This is a genomic window from Pseudomonas palmensis (assembly GCF_017848315.1).
Taxonomy (GTDB): Bacteria; Pseudomonadota; Gammaproteobacteria; order Pseudomonadales; family Pseudomonadaceae; genus Aquipseudomonas; species Aquipseudomonas palmensis.
Map to the genome: position 1 here is coordinate 1 of NZ_JAFKEC010000081.1, position 20,133 is coordinate 20,133.

Annotated in this window: 19 protein-coding genes; 7 read left to right on the top strand and 12 right to left on the bottom strand. The window is 65.7% G+C overall.

All coding sequences use genetic code 11. The features are described 5' to 3' along the window. The 3 genes from JZZ72_RS25880 to JZZ72_RS25890 form a co-directional block, all read right to left on the bottom strand. A partial coding sequence (locus JZZ72_RS25880) for a TonB-dependent siderophore receptor (protein ID WP_236066337.1) occupies positions 1-1,737 on the bottom strand: 1,737 nt, incomplete at its 3' end. Between the two features lie 113 nt (positions 1,738-1,850). Next, a complete protein-coding gene (locus JZZ72_RS25885; protein WP_058541903.1) occupies positions 1,851-2,798 on the bottom strand; it encodes a FecR domain-containing protein in 948 nt (315 codons plus the stop codon). Beyond that, positions 2,798-3,298, bottom strand: a complete 501-nt coding sequence (locus JZZ72_RS25890; protein ID WP_043863930.1) for a sigma-70 family RNA polymerase sigma factor — start codon at positions 3,296-3,298, stop codon at positions 2,798-2,800. The genes JZZ72_RS25885 and JZZ72_RS25890 overlap by 1 nt, the downstream gene beginning before the upstream one ends. A 236-nt stretch (positions 3,299-3,534) precedes the next feature. On the opposite strand from JZZ72_RS25890, the gene JZZ72_RS25895 reads away from it, so the two are divergent. The 6 genes from JZZ72_RS25895 to JZZ72_RS25920 all read left to right on the top strand — a co-directional run bounded on the left by JZZ72_RS25895 (position 3,535) and on the right by JZZ72_RS25920 (position 8,761). Beyond that, the gene (locus tag JZZ72_RS25895; RefSeq protein ID WP_043863931.1) at positions 3,535-4,113 is read left to right on the top strand and encodes a TetR/AcrR family transcriptional regulator; all 579 of its coding nucleotides are present in this window, start codon (positions 3,535-3,537) and stop codon (positions 4,111-4,113) included. Between the two features lie 156 nt (positions 4,114-4,269). After that, complete coding sequence (locus JZZ72_RS25900; RefSeq protein ID WP_058541932.1) at positions 4,270-5,346, top strand: ABC transporter substrate-binding protein; 1,077 nt, start codon at positions 4,270-4,272, stop codon at positions 5,344-5,346. Next, positions 5,343-6,176: an ABC transporter permease gene (locus JZZ72_RS25905; protein WP_043863933.1), complete on the top strand. Its 834-nt coding sequence runs from the start codon at positions 5,343-5,345 to the stop codon at positions 6,174-6,176. The genes JZZ72_RS25900 and JZZ72_RS25905 overlap by 4 nt, the downstream gene beginning before the upstream one ends. Further along, entirely contained in the window at positions 6,173-6,940 is a 768-nt protein-coding gene (locus JZZ72_RS25910) for an ABC transporter ATP-binding protein (RefSeq protein ID WP_043863934.1), read from the top strand. The genes JZZ72_RS25905 and JZZ72_RS25910 overlap by 4 nt, the downstream gene beginning before the upstream one ends. Before the next feature lie 77 nt (positions 6,941-7,017). Continuing rightward, on the top strand, positions 7,018-7,572 hold the full coding sequence (locus JZZ72_RS25915) for an OsmC family protein (protein WP_043863935.1): 555 nt from the start codon (positions 7,018-7,020) through the stop codon (positions 7,570-7,572). Then, positions 7,565-8,761 carry a flavin-containing monooxygenase gene (locus JZZ72_RS25920; RefSeq protein WP_058541904.1) on the top strand — a complete coding sequence of 399 codons (1,197 nt, stop codon included), beginning with the start codon at positions 7,565-7,567 and terminating at the stop codon, positions 8,759-8,761. Before JZZ72_RS25915 ends, JZZ72_RS25920 begins: the two co-directional genes overlap by 8 nt. On the opposite strand, the gene JZZ72_RS25925 is transcribed toward JZZ72_RS25920, so the two are convergent. After that, positions 8,704-9,768, bottom strand: coding sequence for a D-cysteine desulfhydrase family protein (locus JZZ72_RS25925; protein ID WP_210015389.1), 1,065 nt, complete (start codon positions 9,766-9,768; stop codon positions 8,704-8,706). The two genes, JZZ72_RS25920 and JZZ72_RS25925, sit on opposite strands and share 58 nt — an antisense overlap. Before the next feature lie 126 nt (positions 9,769-9,894). Between JZZ72_RS25925 and JZZ72_RS25930 the strand changes: the two genes are divergently transcribed. Beyond that, positions 9,895-10,791, top strand: coding sequence for a LysR substrate-binding domain-containing protein (locus JZZ72_RS25930; RefSeq protein ID WP_054916410.1), 897 nt, complete (start codon positions 9,895-9,897; stop codon positions 10,789-10,791). Between the two features lie 19 nt (positions 10,792-10,810). Here JZZ72_RS25930 and JZZ72_RS25935 read toward each other — a convergent pair whose 3' ends face one another. From JZZ72_RS25935 to JZZ72_RS25970, 8 genes are all read right to left on the bottom strand, one after another. Next, positions 10,811-11,362, bottom strand: coding sequence for an NADAR family protein (locus tag JZZ72_RS25935; protein ID WP_054916411.1), 552 nt, complete (start codon positions 11,360-11,362; stop codon positions 10,811-10,813). 106 nt (positions 11,363-11,468) lie between these two features. Next, entirely contained in the window at positions 11,469-12,569 is a 1,101-nt protein-coding gene (locus tag JZZ72_RS25940; protein WP_210015390.1) for a cytochrome-c peroxidase, read from the bottom strand. A 1-nt stretch (position 12,570) separates the two neighbouring features. Next, complete coding sequence (locus JZZ72_RS25945) at positions 12,571-15,366, bottom strand: TonB-dependent receptor (RefSeq protein ID WP_082405794.1); 2,796 nt, start codon at positions 15,364-15,366, stop codon at positions 12,571-12,573. Positions 15,367-15,484: 118 nt separating this feature from the next. Then, positions 15,485-16,492 (bottom strand): FecR family protein, encoded by a 1,008-nt coding sequence (locus tag JZZ72_RS25950; protein ID WP_213086037.1) that lies wholly within the window; start codon positions 16,490-16,492, stop codon positions 15,485-15,487. Beyond that, positions 16,485-17,003, bottom strand: coding sequence for a sigma-70 family RNA polymerase sigma factor (locus tag JZZ72_RS25955; protein WP_043861871.1), 519 nt, complete (start codon positions 17,001-17,003; stop codon positions 16,485-16,487). The genes JZZ72_RS25950 and JZZ72_RS25955 overlap by 8 nt, the downstream gene beginning before the upstream one ends. Positions 17,004-17,100: 97 nt before the next feature. Then, entirely contained in the window at positions 17,101-18,072 is a 972-nt protein-coding gene (locus JZZ72_RS25960) for a sensor domain-containing diguanylate cyclase (RefSeq protein ID WP_123753515.1), read from the bottom strand. 4 nt (positions 18,073-18,076) lie between these two features. Next, positions 18,077-19,084 carry a response regulator gene (locus JZZ72_RS25965; protein ID WP_043861873.1) on the bottom strand — a complete coding sequence of 336 codons (1,008 nt, stop codon included), beginning with the start codon at positions 19,082-19,084 and terminating at the stop codon, positions 18,077-18,079. 56 nt (positions 19,085-19,140) lie between these two features. Then, a complete protein-coding gene (locus tag JZZ72_RS25970; RefSeq protein WP_054916414.1) occupies positions 19,141-20,052 on the bottom strand; it encodes a LysR family transcriptional regulator in 912 nt (303 codons plus the stop codon). Positions 20,053-20,133 lie beyond the last annotated feature (81 nt).

The following is a 20,133-nucleotide window of genomic DNA, read 5'->3' on the forward strand; positions in this document are numbered from 1 at the left end:
GGTGTGGTGCTTGTCCAGGTCCAGCACCAGCCCGGCATAGGGCACCAGCCGGCCATTCTCCCGGTATTGGTCATTGGTATAGGGGCTGGCCACCTTGTAGTCCGACCAGCTCACCCGCGTACCGACGATCAGGCTCAGGTCATCGGTCAGGCTGAAGCGCGAGGCACCATACAGGCCGCGCTCCTTGCGGGTGTAGTTGTAGTCTGCGCCGATAGCATTGAGGATCGGGCTGGGCAGGGCACTGTAGTCGAAGTCGGTGATGTCGATCGTCGGGTTGTTGGTGGCGCTCTTGATCACCGCGTCGAACTCGTCCTTGCGCGTGTTGGCCCCGAGCATCAACTGATGCTTGCGCCCGAACAGCTCGAAGGGCCCGGTAGCATAGAGGTCCAGGGCGAACTGGGTGTCTTCGTAATCGGCCTGGGAGACGGTCATGCGATAGTTGTCGCCCGCTACCCGGTTCGGGTACGCGGAGAGAAAGTCGGCGTCCGACCAGATCGCATTCATGGCCAGGGTCAACTTCCACTCGTTGTCGAAGGTGTGCGTGAGGTCGCTGAACAGCGTGTAGTTGTTGCGATCCAGATGGGCCCACTTGCCGTTGAGGTTGGTGGAACGCGAAAGCGGATAGAAGGAGCCGTCACGACGAGTGTTCAAGCCGCCCCAGTCATAGCCGTTCTGGTTGTCTTTCTGGAGAGTGGCGCCCACCGTCAGTACGGTGGAATCGTTCAGATCCGCCTCCCCCACCAGGTACAGCAACTGGTTGTCACGCTCGGAGCCGTCGCGATAGCTGTTGGCGTTGTTGTAGTAGGCCACTGCACGGCCGCGAACATTGCCCGTAGGGGTCAGTGGCCCGGAAACATCCACCTGGCCACGGTAGTTGTCCCAGGAGCCTGCCCCCAGCTCCGCGCCCAGACGAAAGTCCTGGGTCGGCCGTTTGCGCACCAGGTTGATCGCCGCCGACGGGTTGCCCGTGCCCTGCATCAGGCCGTTGGCGCCGCGTACGACCTCGACGCGGTCATAGATGGCCATGTTCGAGGTGGACATGACGTCCATGGAGTAGTTTTCCGAGATGTTGGTCGGAATGCCGTCATATTGCAGGTCGCTGATCTCGAAGCCGCGCGAGTAATAGGTGGAGCGATCAGTGCCGATCTTGGTGAGGGTGATACCGGTCGCCGTGCGCGCGATGTCGTCCAGGCTCTGGATGTTCTGGTCGTCCATCCTCTTGCGGGTGATCACCGTCACCGACTGCGGTGTTTCCCGCAGGCTCAGGGCGAGCTTGGTCGCCGTGTTGGTCGAACCCGTGGTGTACGAACCGGTGCCCTCGGTCGTGGCGCCCAGGCCCTGCCCGTTGACGGTGGTGGCGCCGAGCACGACCGCGTCCGAGGAACCGTCCTGGACCAGCAGATACCCACCATTGGCCTGGCGCTGAGCGCGCAAGCCGCTGTTGGACAGCAGCAGCGCCAGCCCCTCATCGACCCCATAGGCACCATCAAGGCCCGGGGTGGTCAGCGCGTGGATCTGCCGCGGATCGAAGGAAATCGTCACACCCGCCTGCACGCCGAACTGGGTCAGCGCGCTACCCAGCGGGCCTGCGCCGATGTGGTAGGCGATACGGCTCTGGGCGTGAGCCGCAGCAGGCATCAGCACCACCCCCGGCACACTCGCCATCGTCAGGCCGAACATCGCCAGGCGCACTGCGCGGGGCAATGAGATCGAGGGGGAGAAGCAAAGCTGGGGCATGAAATGATCCTTCTGTTGTCTTGGCAGAAATCCGCTGTCATCGCGGCTCCTGTCATTGACGGATGAGAATCATAATCAGCAAGGTGCTCCGCGTATTTTCTGTCAGTGACGGTTCAGACGGCTTCGACACTGACCCAGTAGCGGGTCAGGTAACGCAGCTTCACCGGCAAGGTCCGGGTCAGGTTTTCCAGGACCGCATCTGTATCGTCGATACGGAACGCTCCGGAAATGCTCAGGTCGCGAACCGCCCCGGCGCAGCGCAGCACGCCCGGGCGATAGCGCCCCAGCTCGTCGATGAACTCCCCGAGGCGCCACTCGTTGACACTCAGCATGCCCTGCACCCACGCGGTCGAACCCTGGGCCAAGACACCGGCAGGATCGGCGCGATAAGGATCGAACGCCGCCTGCTGACCGGCCTCCAGACGCACTGCCCGCTCCGGGTGACGGCGAGGACGGAGCTCGACCGCCGACTGCAGCACACCCACGCGGGTCCGGTCCGTCATCTGGCGCACGCTGAAGCGCGTCCCGAGCGCGTGGATGCGCCCGTCCTGGGTCTCGACGATAAACGGCCGCTGCCCAGGATCCTTGGCGGTTTGCACGAGGATCTCCCCGCGGTAAAGACGGATAAGCCGAAGTTGCCCGTCGAAGCTCGCATCCAGCGCGGTGTTGGCGTTGAGTTCCAGCTGCGACCCGTCGTCCAGCCGCAGCGAGCGACGCTCGCGCGCGCCCGTGCTCTGCTGAGCGAACAGGCCATGGTTCGCCAGCGGTTTGCCGATCATCCAGCTGCTGCCCCCGACGGCCAGCAACACGCCGAGGATCTTCAATACCTCGCGGCGTTGCGCCTGGGCCGCATCCAGCCCTGACCGGGCGGCATGTGCGGGTACCGTTGCCCATTGCCGCTGGAACGCCTCGACCCGCGCCCATGCCTCGGCGTGCGAAGGATCTGCCCCCAACCATTGCTGCCAGGCCCGGGTGCAGGCCTCGTCCACCCCTGCATCGTTGAGCTGCACGTACCAGGTCGCAGCAGCTTCGAGGGTCCGACGATCGAGCGCCGCGCTCATCAGTTGTCCGCCAGCAGCAGGCACTCGGTCATGGCTCGCACCAGATGGTTCTTCACCGTGGTGACCGAGACCCCGAGGCGTTCGGCCACCGCCACATAGGTCTGCCCCTCCAGCTGCACCGACAGAAAGATTTCCCGGGTACGCTTGCCCAACCCGTCCAGCAGGCTGTCGACCGCCACCAGCATCTCGAGAATGGACAAGCGCACCTCAGGTGATACCTCGACCGGTTCAGGCTTCTGCGCCAGGGCCACCAGATACGCCTGCTCGATCGCCCGTCGCCTCGACTTGTCGATCAACAGCGAGCGCGCAATTGCAGTCAGGTAGCCCCGCGGCTCTCGGATCGGCGCGGCGTTGCGTGCCGTCATGACCCGCACGAAGGTGTCCTGGGCCAGATCCGCCGCATCGGCCGAATTGCCCAGGCGCATGCGCAACCAGCCTTTCAGCCAACCGTTGTGTTCGGAATAAAGCTGGTGAAGTGCCAAAGGCTCGAGTGCGGACATAAGGGGGCCATTAAATATGCAAATGGTAATTGATCGCATTATTTAGGGCGAGCGCAGTTCGTGCAAGGGGCAATCCGCCCGCCAGGTGTGCATCTGGCCTGATGATGCCCGGGGCAAACTACGCACCTGCCCCCTCCCCCTGCCCGCGAAAACCCAACCTCCAGCACTTTCCCTGATGACACCCCACCCATTAAGTTGCACTCTGCACCAAACTGATTCAGCCGGAACCGATTTTGATGGAAAGCACACCCCCGACCGTTGCCGCCGAGCGCCTGCTGGAAAGCGCGCGACGGCTGTTCTGCCGTGAAGGCATTCATGCAACGGGCGTTTCGCGCCTGCTCAGCGATGCCAAGGTCGCGCGGCGCACGCTGTACGAGACCTATGGCTCCAAGGAGAACCTGCTGCGTGCCGTGTTCGATCGCGAGGCAGCGATGTGGTTTGGCTGGTTTGACCAGGCACTGCCTCAGCGTACCGACGACCCGGAGCAACGCCTGATCTTTCTGTTCGACCTTCTCGAGGAATGGTTCGCCAGCGGGCGCTTCTTCGGCTGCCTGTTCACCAACGCCGTCGCCGAACACGACAAGTCTTCCAGCTGGGTACGTGACCTGGCCCAGGCGCACTTCGATCGGGTGCATGACCGCATCGAGCAACTGGCCGCGGCCTGCGGGCTGCCGGAACCGGCCTGGGTCGCGCAGCAGATCTCGCTGCTGATCGACGGTGCCATCGCCACCGCGATGGTCTCGCGCAACGCCAGAAGCGCACAGGTTGCACGCTCGATCCTGCTGACCCTGCTGCGCGAAGCGAAAGCCGCCTAGCCCGCCCCCTGCACCGCTGCCGGTGCAGGCCTCGGCGCCTATATGCTAATGGGGCATAAGCTAAGCTTAAAATATTAGTTCTGCTTATATCGCAGATCTCACATACTTCACGCGCCTGCCGAGAACGATCGGTCTACCTGTTTTGGGATGCGTGTGATGAGAGATTTTTTCCAGCGATTGTTCTCCACCAGTGGCGCGCAAGCGACGCCCGCACTCCAGTCCAACCTGAGCCGCCGCTCGTTCATGTGCGCCTGTGGCTGCGGCATGCTGGCGCTGAGCGCCGCCGGCACCGCGCTGCTGGCAGCGGCCAGCAAGGTCGAAGCTGCCACCGGCGGGCCGCTGCTGCGTGTGGGGCACATGCCCGCCGGCTGCGTGTCGCACCTGCTGCTGGCAAAGCTGCGCGGTGATTTTGCGGCGGCGGGCCTGCAGGTGGAGCTGACGCAATTCAACAGCCCAAGCGATGCCCTGCAGGCCCTGTTGGCAGGTCGCCTGGAACTGATGCACGGGCCCTGGACCATGACCGCAGCCGCCTACGCCAAGGGCACCCAGGAGCTGCGCATCATCGGTGGCTCGGGGCAAGGCGGCATCGAACTGGTGGCGCGCAACGGCTCGGTGGCCAGCCTGGATGAATTCATCGCCGCCGCAGGCAGCGGCCTGCGCGTCGGCACCCTGCGCCTGGATACCCTGGAACTGGTGGGCTACGGCTCGATGGCGCGCCACGGCAAAACCTACAACGACTATCAGATGACCTTCTTCCCGAGCATGGCCGGGATGGGCGAAGCCATCGCCAACGGCCGCCTCGACGTGTGCACCCTGGCACAGCCCTATGCCCAGAACGTGGTCAGCACCACCGGCGCACGCTACCTGAGCGACTCCAACGCGGTGTGGGGCCCGGAGGCCGCCGACTGCGTGATCACCACGCAGGTGCGCACCAGCCAGGAACAGGGGCCGCTGCTCAAACGCTACCTGGAACTGCTGCAGGCATCGGCCACTGCGATGAAAGCCGACTTCGACAACGCCATCCAGCAATTGCAGCCGATCTACGGGGTATCCAACGAGGTGCTCAAGGTGGCCCTGGCACGCCAGGCGCCCAACCCGGTCATCAGCCCGGTAGGCGTGGCCGGCCTCAAGCGCGGCGCCGGCTACCTGGTCGAACTGGGCTACTTCACCGACAACCCGATCGATGCGGTTCTGGACCTGCGTCATCAACCTGCTGCCCAGGTGACGGGATGAACCAGGCCGTTCTGACCCTGAGCCGGCAACCCGACGCACGCCGTGCCCCGCGTTATCTGGGCGCGCTGCGCGACACGCTGTGGTTCCTGCTGGCGTGGGCATTGCTGATCGGCGCATGGGAGCTGGCGGTGCAGTCTGGCTGGCTGGATGGCCGCGTGCTCCCGCCGCCTAGCGTAACCCTGCCGTATGCGTTTTCCGGCGAAGCGGTGGTGGGTTTCGGGCAGCAGCGCAGCGGCTTGCTGGAGGCCTTGCTGGTGACCCTGCTGCGGGTCAGCGGCGGGTTGCTGGCTGGCAGCCTGGTGGCGCTGCTGCTGGCGGTGATCACCACCGAGGTGAAGCTGCTGCGCCGCCTGATCCTGCCGCTGGTGCAGACCCTGGCGCCGATCTCACCGGTGGCCTGGGTCCCCTTCACCATCGCGGTGATCGGCATCGGCGGACAGGCCGCAGTGTTCGTGGTGTTCCTGGCCGTGCTGGGCACCATGACGCTGTCGCTGGTCGCCGCGCTGGATGCCATCGACCCGCAGTACCTGAACATCGCCCGCAACCTGAGGTGCACGCGCCAACAGATCTGGCTGCGCGTGCGACTGCCGGCAATCGCCCCCAGCGCGATGACCAGCCTGCGCATGGCGTTCTTCGGCGCATGGATGGCGGTGCTGGCCGGGGAGATGGCGGGAATCAATTCCGGGTTGGGCTACATGATCATCATGGCCCAGCAGATGTACAACATGCCGTTGGTGATGGTGGGTGTGATGACCATTGGTGTCGTGGGTTTCGTGGTGGATCGCCTGATGCTGTTGCTCGGACGCCGCCTCACCGGGTGGGCGTCATGAGCCGGGGCGCCACGCTGAGTTTTCGTGGCCTGAGCAAGCAGTTCGAAGGCGGCACACGGGTCGAGGTGGGTGACCTGGATATCAAGGCCGCCAGTTTCACCGTGCTGCTGGGGCGCAGCGGGTGCGGCAAGAGCACCCTGCTCAACATCGCCGCGGGCCTGCAGCAACCCAGCACCGGGCACCTGCTGTACGACGGCCAGGCAGTGAGCGGCAACCAGCCCGACAGTGCGCTGATCTTCCAGCAGAACAACCTGTTCCCGTGGATGAGTGCGGTGGAAAACATTGCCATCGCCCTGCTCAACCGCGGGCTGGACCGTGAAGCGGCCACCCGGCGCGCCGAGCAGTTGCTTGCCGACGTGGGCCTGGCCGAATTCGCCCGGCACCGGCCGGCGGCATTGTCCGGCGGCATGTGCCAGCGCATCGCCCTGGCCAGGGCACTGGCCCTGGAGCCACGCCTGCTGCTGCTCGACGAGCCGTTTTCGGCGCTGGACGCACAGACCCGGCGCCTGATGCAGGACCAGTTGCTGCGCGCCTGGAACACCAGCGGCGCCACGGTGCTGATGGTGACCCACGACCTGCAGGAGGCGCTGCTGCTGGCCGACCGTATCGTGCTGATGGCCAGCACGCCCCACGGCCGCATCGCCCAGATCCTGGAAATCGACCTGCCGCGCCCGCGCCAGGTGCGCTCGGCGCAACTGCTTGACCTGCAAGAACGGCTGGACGCGTTTCTGACCCACGAAACCCGGCTGGCCGAGCATTTCTAGTCGACACGGGACCTCCCGATTAACTGATTGGCACACGGTCATTCGACCGCCATGCCGCCCCTTGAAGAGCACAGACCATGAGTGAAACCACCCACCGCGTCACCATCAACGGCCTCCAGGCCAACGCCGGCCGAGCAGTTCGCGAACGCATCCGGGCCGATGGCGAGGGTGACATCGCACGCCCGCTCTACCACACCAGTGTGCAGTGGACCGAGGGCTACCAGACCCTCACCAAGGTCAAGTCCGGTGCCGTGCTGCACGGCGACGAGCCCTGCGCCTACGGTGGCGCCGGCCTGGGCGCCACGCCCCAGGAACTGTTGCTGGCGGGTATCGGCAACTGCCTGGCGGCCACCTACATCGGCGGCCTGTCGGCATCCGGGGTCAAGGTCAACAGCCTGGTGCTGGACGTGAGCGGCCGCGTGGATTTTCGCGCCGCATTTGGCGTGACCAGCGGCAACCCAGGCTTTGAAAGCATCCAGGTGCAGGTGTCGATCGATACCGAGGAATCACCCGAGCGCGTGGACGCATTGCTGGCCAAGCTGCTGCCGACCGCGCCGATCCCCGACACCATCATGCGTCCCGTGCCCCTGACGGTGGAGGTGCAACACACCGGCGGCGCCACCCATGGCTGACAACGCGCACAGGGTGCTGGTGGTGGGGGGCGGGCCGGCGGGGCTGTCCTGCGCCTACGAGCTGGTACGCGCCGGCCTGCGCCCGCTGGTGCTGGAGCGCACGCAGGCCGTGGGCGACGTGTGGCGCAACCACTATGACGGCCTGCGCCTGAACACCGGGCGCTGGTTTTCCGGGTTGCCGGGCGGGCGCTTTCCATGGGCGGCAGGCCGCTGGCCGAGCCGCGATGACCTGGCCCGGGTGCTGGCGTCACTGCCGGCCCGGGGCGGCTTCGAGGTGCTGACCGGGTGCGACGTGGAATCGGTCGGCTACCTTCAGGCGCAATCGATGTGGCAGGTGCGCTGTCGTGATGGCCGCGAGTGGCGCGCACCGGCGCTGGTGGTCGCCACCGGTACCTCGTGCGTACCGTCGATCCCGCAGTGGCCGGGGGCACAGCGCTTTGCCGGGCAGATCGTGCATGCTGCGCACTTCGGCAATGCACGTGCCTACGCCGGCAAGCACGTGGTGGTGGTCGGCAGCGGCAATTCGTCCTGCGAGATAGCCAGCCGCCTGGTACCCCATGCCGCGTCGGTCACGCTGTCGGTGCGGCGCGCGCCGCACTTTCTGCCCAAGAGCCTGTTCGGCGTGCCGCTGGCGGCACTGGGTACGTTGATCCGTCGGCTACCGCCCCGCGCGAGCGACGCGGTGCTGAGCTGGTTGTCGCGGCGCTGGGTCGGCGACCTGTCGGCCTACGGCCTGCCACCACCGGCACAGGGCGTGTCCGGGCTGGGCAGTGTCACGCCGACGCTGTTCATGCCGGTGATCGACGACCTGAAACAGCGCCGCATCAAGGTGGTCGGCCCGCTGCTGGAACTGAACGAGCAAGGCGCCGTGGCCCACACCGGCATCGACCGCACCGAGCGCTGCACGCTGCGCATGGACGTGATCGTTGCGGGCACCGGCTACACCACCGGCCTGGAGGCGCTGATCCAGTACCCCGAGGCGCTCACGGCAGACGGCAAGCCGACCGTGGATGACGACGGCCAGTCGAGCGTTGCGCGGGGCCTGTTCTTCATCGGTTACCGCAACCCCTTGAGCGGGCAACTGCGCGAAATCGGCCTGCAGGCGCCTGGCGTGGCAAGGGCGGTCAAGGGCTATCTCGACGCCACGCAACTGGCGCCTTGCACCGGCTCGGCGAAGGTTTCCCTGTAGGCGTAAAGCCCCGGGGTACCACCGGTCATGATGAACAGCACGTTATCGCCGCGGCGATAGCGGCCCTGTCGCAGGTCGGCCAGCAGCCCGGCGAAGGCCTTGCCCGAGTACACCGGGTCCACCAGCACACCTTCGCAGCGCGCCATCAGGCGCACCGCTTCGAGCATGGCCTGGGTCGGCAGCCCGTAGCCTTCGCCCAACTGGCTGCCATCGATGTTGATCGCACTCGCATCGAGGCTTGCAGCATGGCCCAGCAAGGCCAGCGCCTGGCGAGTCAGCTGCAGGGTCGTGGCCGCCGCGGCCTGCTGGTCGGCCAGCACCGACCAGGACCTGACGCTCGCCGCACCCCGCCCCAGTACCTCGAACCCCGCCGCAAGCCCGGCATGGGTGCCGGCGCTGCCATTGGGAACCACGACCTCGTCGAATCGCACGCCCATCGCGGTTTCCTGCTGCACGATCTCTTCGGCGCAACGGGCGTAGCCCAGGCTGCCAAGCGGCGTGGAACCGCCGGTGGGAATGACCAGCACCTTGCGACCTGCCGCACGTAACTGCTGCGCCCGCGCCTCGGCCGCTGCCAGTGCATCGGCGCCCCTGTCCAGCACCTGCACCCTGGCCCCGAACAGCTGGTCGAGCAGCACATTGCCATTGAGCTCGTAATCGCGATCGGCCCTGGGCACCGCACGGCTGAGGATCAGTTCGCATTCAAGCCCCAGCCGGGCGCACACGGCGGCCGTCAACCGCGCATGGTTGGACTGGATGCCGCCCACGGTGATCAGGGTGTCGACGCCGTTCTTCAGCGCCTCGCCCAGGTGGAACTCCAGTTTGCGCAGCTTGTTGCCGCCACCGCCGACAAGCATGTGGTCATCGCGCTTGAGGTACAGGCCGACACCCATGGCCGGCAGGCCCAGATGGTGCTCGATACGCTCGGCGCGTTGTATGCCGGTGGCGCCCTGCAGCAGATCGGTGCGCGCGAATGCGCCCAGCGCCTGGCTCAGTACATGTCGCATGGGATGACCCCTCGTGCTCTGGTTCAATGCCACGGACTATAGGGATAAACTAAAGCGCAATAAACGCACGCCAGGTTAGCAATTGGCTCACTCAACGTTAGTAATCATCACCTCTCGGATCACTCGATGAGCAAGCTCAGGCAGATGGAAGTATTTGTTGCCGTGGTCGAAGCCGGCAGCTTTGCCGGGGCGGCTGCCGCGCTGGGGATGTCGGCGGTGATGGTGGGGCGGCATGTCCAGAGCCTTGAGAAAACCCTGAACACCCGGCTGGTTCAACGCACCACACGCCGGCAGACCATAACCGGCGAAGGCCGCATCTTCTATGCCGAGGCCAGGACCGCCCTGGAGCAGGTCGCCTACGCCTACAACCGGGTAGAAGCCTCCAGCGACGCACCCAGTGGCCTGCTGCGGGTGACCGCGCCGATGACACTGGGGGTATCGCTGGTCGGCCCGCTGGTGACCGAGTTCATGCAGCGCTACCCGCAGGTTCAGGTCGAGCTGATCCTGAGCAACGAGGTGGTGGACCTCTACGAGAGTGCCTTCGACCTGGGCTTCAGGATCGCCGAGCTGGTTGACGCCAACCTGGTCTCGCAGCCCCTGCCGCCCTATCAGATGGTGATCTGCGCCGCCCCGAAATACCTCGAGAAGGCCGGCGAGCCGACAACACCGGAGGCGCTCCACGCCCACCGAATCCTCACCCACACCTCCTGGAACAACCGCTTTGCCTGGCCACTCAAGCAGGCTGGCAAGGAGGTGTTCTGGCCCGAGCAGGCGGTGCTTCGCAGCAACGATGGCCAGGTACTGCTGCAGGCCGCCATTGCCGGCAGCGGGATCCTGATGCAGCCGGACTTTCTGGTGGCCGCCGCGCTGGCGAACAAGGAGCTGGTGAGCATTCTGGGGGCGTATGTACCGGCCCACAAACCGGTGCAGATGGTGTATCCACGCTCGAAGAAGTCACTGCCCAAGCTCACTGCCTTCGTCGCGTTCATCCAGGCGCGGCTCGGCTTGCCGAGCCAGCCCTGATCGCAGGGCCGGCGGGCCGTCAGGCCTGCGCCGCGTCGCGCACCTGCATCAGCGCGAAGCCCAGCAGGTTCAGGCCGCGCCAGCGGTCCGGCCGGTGGGCGTTCTGGTCATCCTGCGCCAGGCCGATTCCCCACACCCGGTCCACCGGGCTGGCCTCCACGATCACCCGCGTGCCGGTGCCCTGCAGGAAGGCCCCCAGTTCCGCGTTCTGGGAAAACTTGGCCTGGTTGGCCCGCACCACGATCGCGAAGCGCTCCTGTGCCCACCGCGCCTCGTCGAACCCGCGCACCTGGCGTCCGAGTGCCTTGGCCGCATTGGGATCGGTCGCCTCGATGATCCGTGCCCGCGTCTGTTCATCACCAAACAGCGCCGCCTTCTCGGCCATCATGTAGTGCTCGGCCGACTGGTACGACTGCCCGTCTACCTCGAACGGCGCCACGTACCACTGGCTGAAACACGAGGCGGTGACACCCTTGCGGCTCACCTGATGGCCCCAGAAGAATACGAACTCGGGCCTTTCGCCGGCCAGGTAGCGGGACACCAGGTCCTCGAGCATCTGTGAATCGTTCACGCTGATTGCCTCTCCAATAACACCATTGCAACGGTCCATCCGGCCGCAGCACCGAACGGTGCCTGCCGGCCAGGACGGTGATACTACCGCGTAATGCAGTACCCGCTCACAGCGCCTCCAGAAATGCCTTCAACGCCTTCAACTCCACCCGGTCCAGCCCCAGCGCCTCGAACTGTACCGAGGTGACAGGAAACAGCGGATCGCCCTGCTGCCCAGCCTTCGGCACCGGCCGCGGCATGCCCACGTTATAGAACGCCAGCACCTGATCGAGGCTGCTGGCGAAACCGTTGTGGAACCACGGGCCGGTGCGGCTCACCAGGCGCAGCGAAGGGGTGCGAAAACGCCCCACGTCCGCGGCCAGGCCGGTGACTTCATGGCGACCAAGGTCCTCGCGGCTGCGCCCGTAGAACGTCAGGCCGGCATTGTGAAAACGCTGGTCGCTCATTCCCGGCCCGAAGTGGCAGTTCATGCAGCGCGCCTTGGTGCGAAACAGGTGCAGCCCGTGTAGCTGCTGGTCACTCAGCGCAGCAGTGCGACCGCGCAGGAAGCGCTCGAACGGCGTGCGCTGCGCGACCCGCAACAGATCGCGCTGGTACGTCGCCAGGGCTGCGGCAATCTGCTCGGCACCCAGCGCCTGCCCGGGAAACGCCACGGCAAACAGTGCCGGGTAATCGGCGCTGGCACGCAACCGGGCCACCAGTTCGTCGACGCTGAAGGCCATTTCCGCCGGATCGACGACCGGCATCAGCGCCTGGGTTTCCAGGCTGTCGGCGCGGCCATCCCAGAACAGCTGTGGGGCCAGGCCACTGGTGACCACGCTCGGCGCATTGCGCCGGCCTGGCGCACGCCCATGCCCGAACGACACCCGGCGCCCATCGGCGAACGCCAGGTCCGGCTCGTGGCACGAGGCACAGGCGATCTGCCCCGACCGCGACAGGCGCGGGTCGAAGAACAGCGTGCGCCCCAGCGCTGCCTTCTGTTCGGTGTAGGGGTTGTGCGCAGGCGAGGGTGCACGCTCGGGCAGTGGCCCCAGCTCCTGCCAGGCCACGCCGGCGTCCACCTGCGGCGCCGGCCAGTGTGCCGGCGGGCGGCTGTAGGCCTCGCGCAGGCAGGCCGCATCAGCCGATGCACACAGGGGTGCGTGGTGCTGCGCCCACAGGGCCGGGCTGGCCAGCATGAGTGCGATGCCAATCAGGAACAGGCGCATCTCAGAAGGTGTACCCCACTTCCAGCCAGTACTGGCGACCCACTTCATAGGTCGACACCGAATTGCTGTTGACCGTGGCGTTGGCATTGACCGACTTCTTGTCGAGCACGTTGAACACGTCGACGTTGACGAAGATGGCCTGGTCCCGTGCGGTGGGGATACGCCAGCCCAGACGCGTGTCCCAGGTCAGCGCCGCGTCGAATTTCTGCTCTTCCCACACATCCACCGAGGTGCCCCTGTAATCGACGTTGCGCCCGGTGTCGCCGATGCGCTTGTAGCCGGCCCGGTAGCGCCAGAAGTTGCTCCACTGCAGGTTGGCCTGGGGGATGTCGGTGATGGTGGTCAGGCGCGCCGTCCACGGTCGGTTGTAGTTGGTCGCCGGGCGGTCCTGGTAGTTGATGAAACTGCCCTGGTACTGGATCACGTCGTTCTGGTAGTAGGTGTCGTCGGCCTGCACGTAGCTGGGCGAGGAAGCCTTGCTGTCGGTCCAGTTCAGCGCCAGCTGGCCGCCGGTCTGCGTGCCCAGCAGCGTCCAGCGCTGCATCGGCGTCACGGTCAGGGTGTAGGTGTCGGTCTCGCTCTTGCCGTCGTTGGTGTAGGTGGTGTAGTTGCTGGCCAGGTCAGGGTCAGTGGACGGTTGCCCCAGGGTGCGCCCGGACACCTGTACCACCTGGTCACGGCCCTTGCGGTTGACGTACTTGAGGCCGTACTCGATGCCGGCCCACTGCTGCACCACGCCCAGCATCAGCTCGTCGTCATAGGGGATGTCGAGCTGATTGAACAGCGTCTGGTTGCTGCCGTTGGACTTGGTCACCCAGGGTTTGTCGAGGCTCGCGCGGGTTTCGTTGAAGCGCAGGCGGTTGCGCCCGTCCTGCAACTGCCAGCTGGTGACGCTGCGGCCGTAGTAGCGGTTGGCACCGGCACTGAGCAAGGTGGTGCGGTCACCGAACACGTCGTACTCCAGGGAGAAGCGCGGTGCCCAGGTGGTCTTGTCCATGTAGTCGTCACTGTCCACGCGCACGCCGGGGCGCAGGGTCAGCTTGCCCAGGGTGATCTCGTCCTGCACCCAGCTGCCCCAGGTGGTGGTGGTGAAATCGAATTCGCCGGGGGCATAGCGGGTGCGGCTCTTCATGTACTGGCCGGCCCAGCCACTGACGGTCTCGCCCATGTTGCAGGCAACGGTATCGGTCACCCCCGCGCTGTTGGTACAGCTGTTGGTGGCGGCCGGGGCCACATAGGTACTGCTGTCGGTGAGGCGCTCGTAGCGTACGTACTGGCGGGAGAACTCCAGGCCGGTCTGCGGGCGGTGAATGGCGCCCAGCCAGTCGAAGCTGCGCCAGTCGGCATTGAGCTTGTACTGCCAGGTGCGCTGCTGCTGTTCGATATCGCCCCAGCCCCCCTCCAGGGTGTTGGCGGTGGTCTTGCTGCCGATGCCCCAGTCCTTGGTGGTCGACTTGCGCCAGGTCCAGTAGTCGGCCGAGTCCGAGGTGCGGCTCTGTTCCTGGCGGCTCCAGGCCAGGGTCTGTTCGACGCGGGCCAGGTCGCCGTCCCACACGGTGCGCAGGTTCAACTGGGTACCGCCAACCTTGTTGTCATAGCCGGAGTTGGCGACGTTGGCCCGGAAGTAATGGCTCTCTTCGGGCGCGTGGGTCACGCTGGTCTCGACGGTGAGCCGGTCGCTGGCTTGCCACACCGACTTGAGGAAGTAGTTGTCGATGCGCCGCTCCTGCTTCTCCTTGTGATAGCCCATCTCTTCGACGTTGTTGTAGGAGTAGAGGCTCAGCGGAATGGTCGAGCGCTTCTGGCTGAAGTTGCCGATCAGGCCGAAGGTGTCGGTCAGGTGGCCTTGCAAGGTACCGCGCACGATGACCTTGTCGAACTCGGGCTGCTCGTCGGGCGAGCCGGAGTTCTCCATGCGCTGCTCTTCCGTCTCGTCGATGTGGTATTTGGTCCAGGCCGAGCGCGTGGTCTGTACCGAGAACTTGCCGTGCAGGGCCTTGGTCGGGGCGCGGGTCTGGGCGTCGATCACCCCACCGTTGAAGCCGCCATAGGCGGCCGGCACGTTGCTGTCCAGAACCGTGATGTTCTCCAGCAGGTCGGTGTCCAGCGCCAGGCCCTGGCTGCGCCCCGGCACCCTGTCCAGCAACTGCACGCGGTCTTCGGCCGGGTCGATGTCGTTGTTCATGTTGATACCGTCGACCAGGAAGGCGTTCTGGTAGAACGCCGCGCCGTTGATGCTGATGTTGGCCGGGGCGATTTCTCCGGGTGTCTTGCTGCTGAGCTGGTTGTCGTCGAACTGAACGTTGGGATGGCTGCGCAGCAGGCTGGTGATGTCGCCGTTGCCGGCCGGCATTGCCTCGATAAGCTCGCGATCGATATGGGTTTCACCCTGTGGCAGCAGCGCCCGTTCGCGGACCTTGGTGTTTTCCAGCTGGATCTGGTCGGCACGCGGACGCACCACCCGTTGCAGCAGCAGCGCGTCGTCGCCGATATGCACCCATTCCAGGTCGCTGCCCTTGAGCAGGATCGCCAGCGCCTGATCGGCGCTCAGCTCGCCACGCACCGGCGGGGCACTGAGGTTGCCCAGCAACTGGCTTTCGACGCTGATCTGCAGGCCGGTCTGCTGCCCCAGCGCCATCAGCGCAGAGCCCAGCGGCTGGCGCGCGATATCGATGCTGTGGCGCGCCGGCTCGTCATCGGCCAGCACCGGCAACGACACTGCCAGCCCCACTGACAGCAATAGCAGGCGCGCACTGCGCCGACGACCCTGCAACGACTCTTGGGTGCGAATGGACATGCTCTGGTGAACTCCCCGTGCGGCGCGAACGATACGCGCCTGTAAATGAGAATCTGTACGATTAACTCAGCGGGGCAATAAACGAACGGCGATGGGGAATTTCCAGAACTTCGTGAATTTATTTTTTCCCAGGCGGCGAAGCGCGCTCACGGATGACCGTGATGTACGGCCCCCATTGCGTCAGCTGCCCGCCCAGCGGGGCGATGGCCAGTTGCAGCGCGCTACCTGGCGACCGCAGGTTCAGCGACGCGGTGATGCGCCGCTGGCCCAGGGCACGGTCCTGCAGCAGCAACACGCCGGGGTAATAGGCACGCAGTTGCTCGATGACTTCGGCCAATGGACGGTCGTTGACCAGCAACTGCCATTGGCGCCATGCCGCAACCTGCTCCAGCTGCACCCGGCTGCGCTGCGCCGGGCCCTGGTTCAGCCCCACGCGCAGGCTGTCGCCCGCACCCAGCGCCGGCACTGCCAGTTCGCCGCGCCTGTCACGCACCTGCACCGAGCCGCTCTGCACTGCTACCGACACCGCGCTGCGGCTCAGGTCCACATCGAACGCCGTGCCGGTGACGGTCACCTTCACGTCTTCGGCCTGCACCGTGAAGGGCCGCGCGGCGTCATGGCTGACCTCGAAGAATGCCTGGCCCCTGAGCAGCGTGACCGCACGCGCACCCGGCTCGAACGCCACGCGGATGGCGCTGTCGCTGCCCAGTTCGATGTGGCTGCCGTCGCTCAGGCGCACCTGCCGGTGCTCGCCCGCCGTGCTGCTGTAGTCGGCCGGCGGTGCACGCCCCACCAGCAACAGCACGCAGGCCGCCAGCGCGCTCGCCGCCAGCGCCCGGCGTGGCCAACTGCGCCGGCGGGCTGCCATGCGCGGTGCGGCGGGCACCTGGTGCGCCGTTGGTGGCTCCAGCGGGTCGATGCCGGCGCTCAGCATCCAGACCTTTTGCACCTTGCGCCAGGCCGCCGCATGGCGTTCGTCAGCGGCCAGCCAGCGCGCATGGGCCTGGTGCAGCAGCACGTTGTCCGGTTCGGCATTGCATTGCAGCAGCCAGTCCATGGCGGCCTGCCACACCGGGTCGTCCTTCAGCGAGCCGGGCGTTCGGCAAGACGGGGTGGTATCAGTCATCGGCCAGATGCTCCGCACAGTGGGTCAGTGCGTCACGCACCAGTTGGTGCGCCAGACTAGTCGAAATATTCAAGCGGGCGGCAATTTCCTGAAAAGTCATGTGCTGCAAGCGGTGCATGTGAAAGGCCTGCCGCGCCCGCTCCGGCAGCAGCGCCAGGGCGTCCTGCAGCACACGCAACTGATCGCGGTGCAGGGCCTGATGCTCCGGCGACGGTGCGCTCGACGGCAGCTCATCGAGCCGTTCGCCGCCATCGGGCTGGCGGTTTTCCAGGGTCGTGCGGCGCAGCAGGTCGAACGACAGGTTGCGCACGATGCGGTACAGGTACCCCACCGGGTTGCCCAACTGCGCACCGGCGTCGGCCTGCCCGCAGAAACGCAGCCAGGCCTCCTGCACCACGTCCTCGGCTTGAGCACGGCAGCCGACGATGGGTGCCGAATAGTCGACCAGCGCAGCACGGTGGGAAAGGTACAACTGGAGTTTATCGCTGGGGCAGGACACGGCGACGACCATTGAAGGCAGGAGCGGGTTGGGAGGGCCGCTATTCTGCATTCAATTGCGAATGATTATCAACTGAAATATCAGGCCTGCTCCTGCGCCTTGAGGTGAGCTAGCCCGCCACCACCGCGGGTTCATGCACCGTCACCCGGTTGCGCCCGCCGTGCTTGGACAGGTACAGCGCATGGTCGGCCCAGGCAATCAGTTCGGCGTGGCTGCTGGAGGGATGGCTCAGATCGGCTACGCCCAGGCTGATGGTGAAACGGATGTCCTGCCCCTCATGGCTGACGCTCAGGCGTTCGACCGCCTTGCGCAGGCGCTCGGCAAAGATCAGCGCGCCGGCCTTGTCGGTGTCCGTCAGCACCACGCCGAACTCTTCGCCACCGTAACGGCCGGCCACGTCGCTGTCGCGGATCTGCTCGCGAACCACCCTGGCCACCTGGCGAATGACGGCATCGCCCGCCGGGTGACCATAGGTGTCGTTGACTCGCTTGAAATGGTCGATGTCGAACATCACCAGGCTGGTGGCATTGCCATAGCGCTGATTGCGCGCATGCGCCAGTTGCAGGCACTCCTCCCAATGCCCGCGGTTGTACAGCCCGGTCAGGCAATCGGTGCTGGACAGCTTCTGCAACTGCGCGTTGGCGGCCTGCAACTGGTGGCGGTTGGTGGCCACATCGGTCACGTCGTAGATCACCAGGCAGATCTGGCGGATCTCGCTGTCGGTGGAGCGCAACGGCAGCAGCGTGGTGTTCTGGTACATGAAATCCACCTGGCCGGTGATCGGCTGGTAGTTCTTGAACCGCACCAGGTACGGGCGCTGCTCCCAGATGGTGAAAGCCGGGGTGCCCAGGGTCGCGACGCTGTCCACCTTGTGGCTGAACCATTGCCGGTCGACCTCGGGGAACAGGCTGAAGAAGCACTGGTTGTAGGCATCCCTGGGCTGCACCCCCGAGCGGTTTTCCATGAAGGTGTTCCACACCTGCACCCGATGTTCGCGGTCGAGCACCACCACGCCCACATCGATGCTCTGCACGATGCTCAGCAGCCAGTGAAATTCCTTCAGGTCGATAGGATCGCGCATGGGCTCAGTTCATCAGGTAGGCAAGTTTATGGGTCAAGCGCTCGATGGAGTCTTCGGTGAACAGCAACAGCAGGTCGAAACGGATATCGTGCCCTTCCAGGCTGTAGCTGATCTCGACCGCCAGGGTTTTCTGCCAGCGTTGGCCGTTGACCTGGATAAGCTCGTCGATGGTGCCGTGCTGCCCGAGGATCTGCGGGTGGCCCTGGGAGAACACCACGTCGATCTGCTCGGCAATGCTGCTCAGGCACGCACCGATCAATACGCTGGAGAAGTCCAGCAACAGCTCCATGTCGGAATACTCGATGCTCTGGTGGCGCATCAGCTTGGCCATGTCGGCGATTTCCGAATCGTGGAACATCAGCAGGGCCTCGCCGGCGATGCCGCTGCCGATGAAGCCCTGGCAGATTGCCGTGAGCCGCTGGCTGCTGCCCGCGTCGGCCAGCGCCATGTGCAACTCGCCCACCTCGAAGAGGTTGACGCTGGGCACCGGCAACTGCACGAACACGCCCAGCACCTTGGCGATCAGGGCCGCGGCGCGGCCGATGGCGACGTTGACCGTTTCGCTGAACACCTCGCGAAAGCCGATGACGGCAGTCGCCGCGCCGGCCAGCGGTGTCGCCGAGCGCTCACCCAACAGCCCCAGCTGGGCCAGCAGGCGGCGCAGCTCGTCCTGGTCGAAGGGTTTTTTCAGAAACGCCAGCGCGCCCAGGTCCAGCACCCGGCGCACGGCCTCTTCCTGCACATCGCCCGAGATCACGATGACCTTGGGGCTCAGGCCTTCGTCACGCAGCGCAGCCAGCACCTGGTAGCCATCCATGGTGGGCATGGTCAGGTCCAGCAGCACCACCTGGCCCAGGCCGCGGCGTATGGCGTCCATGGCCTGGCGCCCGTCGCTGGCCTCGGTAACCGTTACCGGCCAGTTGGCGGGCAGCGCGCGCAGGACCTGCTTGCGGGCCACCATGGAGTCATCGCACACCAGCAAGGACATCGTTGACACAGACGGGGCGCTCATCGAGTGAATATCAATATAAAAAGTAATGGCATCATGCCATGATCCGACGCCAGGTTCTACGTACCCGCGGCGTCAGCGGTGCTGAGCGAATCCACTTGCACATTCCCTGCCAGGCCATCGCGCAGCATCTGCACGAATGCCTCCCGCGCCGGATGTCGCCCCGCCCCCTCGTGCCAGTAGAACAGGTTGTCGACCGCCTTCAGGTCGGCGAACTCGTGCCCGATCCACCCTGCGCCCTGGCGGTACTGCTCGTAGATGCCGCGCGGCACCAGTGACACCCCGGTGCCGGCGCTGACGCAGCTGACTATCGCACCGTAGCTGCCGATGCCCACGATGGGCAGCTTGTGCCCCTGGGCCTGCAGCCAGTGCTCCAGTGCCGCCCGATACGGACAGCCTTCAGGCCACATGAACACGGCCTTGCCCACCAGGTCCGCGGCGCTGCGCAGCGGCCCCAGTGACGGTGCGCCGATCAGCAGCAGGTCTTCCTGGTACATCAGGGTGCGGCGCAGGTGCGGGCGCTCGACATCCACCGCCACGATCGCACCATCGAGACGGTGGTTGAGCACATCGTCGAGCATCTGCGACCAGGTGCCGGTGCTCAGCTCCAGCGTCACCTCGGGATAGCGCGCATGGTACTGCGCCAGAAACCGCGGCAGGCGCCCGCTGGCCGAGGACTCGATGGCGCCGATGCGCAAGCGTCCGGATGGTTTGGCGGACGGCGCCAGCGCCTGCCTGGAGGCCTCGGCCAGGGCCAGCATCTGCGTGGCATAGGGCAAGAAGGTTTCTCCCGCCGGACTGATCACCAGCCCGCGCCCGCGGCGATGGAACAACGGCACGCCCAGCTCGGCCTCCAGCGCCTTGATCCGCGCCGTGATGTTGGACGGCACGTAGTGCAGCACCTCGGCCGCACGGGCAATGCTGCCGGTGTCGTGGACGGTCTTGAACATGCGGATCTGCATCAGCTCCATACATCACCCAAAGTGAACGATTGGCTCAGTATAAGTCGATTGTAGTGAGCAGTAGGCGTTCCGATACTGAGCGCACCCGCC

Excerpts from the sequence above, each read along its gene's own strand:
- JZZ72_RS25895 (WP_043863931.1), top strand. The coding sequence starts at position 3,535 with ATGGAAAGCACACCCCCGACCGTTGCCGCCGAGCGCCTGCTGGAAAGC.
- JZZ72_RS25900 (WP_058541932.1), top strand. The coding sequence starts at position 4,270 with ATGAGAGATTTTTTCCAGCGATTGTTCTCCACCAGTGGCGCGCAAGCG.
- JZZ72_RS25970 (WP_054916414.1), bottom strand. The coding sequence starts at position 20,052 with ATGGAGCTGATGCAGATCCGCATGTTCAAGACCGTCCACGACACCGGC.
- JZZ72_RS25945 (WP_082405794.1), bottom strand. The coding sequence starts at position 15,366 with ATGTCCATTCGCACCCAAGAGTCGTTGCAGGGTCGTCGGCGCAGTGCG.
- JZZ72_RS25910 (WP_043863934.1), top strand. The coding sequence starts at position 6,173 with ATGAGCCGGGGCGCCACGCTGAGTTTTCGTGGCCTGAGCAAGCAGTTC.
- JZZ72_RS25930 (WP_054916410.1), top strand. The coding sequence starts at position 9,895 with ATGAGCAAGCTCAGGCAGATGGAAGTATTTGTTGCCGTGGTCGAAGCC.
- JZZ72_RS25960 (WP_123753515.1), bottom strand. The coding sequence starts at position 18,072 with ATGCGCGATCCTATCGACCTGAAGGAATTTCACTGGCTGCTGAGCATC.
- JZZ72_RS25950 (WP_213086037.1), bottom strand. The coding sequence starts at position 16,492 with ATGACTGATACCACCCCGTCTTGCCGAACGCCCGGCTCGCTGAAGGAC.
- JZZ72_RS25925 (WP_210015389.1), bottom strand. The coding sequence starts at position 9,768 with ATGCGACATGTACTGAGCCAGGCGCTGGGCGCATTCGCGCGCACCGAT.
- JZZ72_RS25890 (WP_043863930.1), bottom strand. The coding sequence starts at position 3,298 with ATGTCCGCACTCGAGCCTTTGGCACTTCACCAGCTTTATTCCGAACAC.
- JZZ72_RS25915 (WP_043863935.1), top strand. The coding sequence starts at position 7,018 with ATGAGTGAAACCACCCACCGCGTCACCATCAACGGCCTCCAGGCCAAC.
- JZZ72_RS25885 (WP_058541903.1), bottom strand. The coding sequence starts at position 2,798 with ATGAGCGCGGCGCTCGATCGTCGGACCCTCGAAGCTGCTGCGACCTGG.
- JZZ72_RS25965 (WP_043861873.1), bottom strand. The coding sequence starts at position 19,084 with ATGAGCGCCCCGTCTGTGTCAACGATGTCCTTGCTGGTGTGCGATGAC.
- JZZ72_RS25905 (WP_043863933.1), top strand. The coding sequence starts at position 5,343 with ATGAACCAGGCCGTTCTGACCCTGAGCCGGCAACCCGACGCACGCCGT.
- JZZ72_RS25940 (WP_210015390.1), bottom strand. The coding sequence starts at position 12,569 with ATGCGCCTGTTCCTGATTGGCATCGCACTCATGCTGGCCAGCCCGGCC.
- JZZ72_RS25920 (WP_058541904.1), top strand. The coding sequence starts at position 7,565 with ATGGCTGACAACGCGCACAGGGTGCTGGTGGTGGGGGGCGGGCCGGCG.
- JZZ72_RS25955 (WP_043861871.1), bottom strand. The coding sequence starts at position 17,003 with ATGGTCGTCGCCGTGTCCTGCCCCAGCGATAAACTCCAGTTGTACCTT.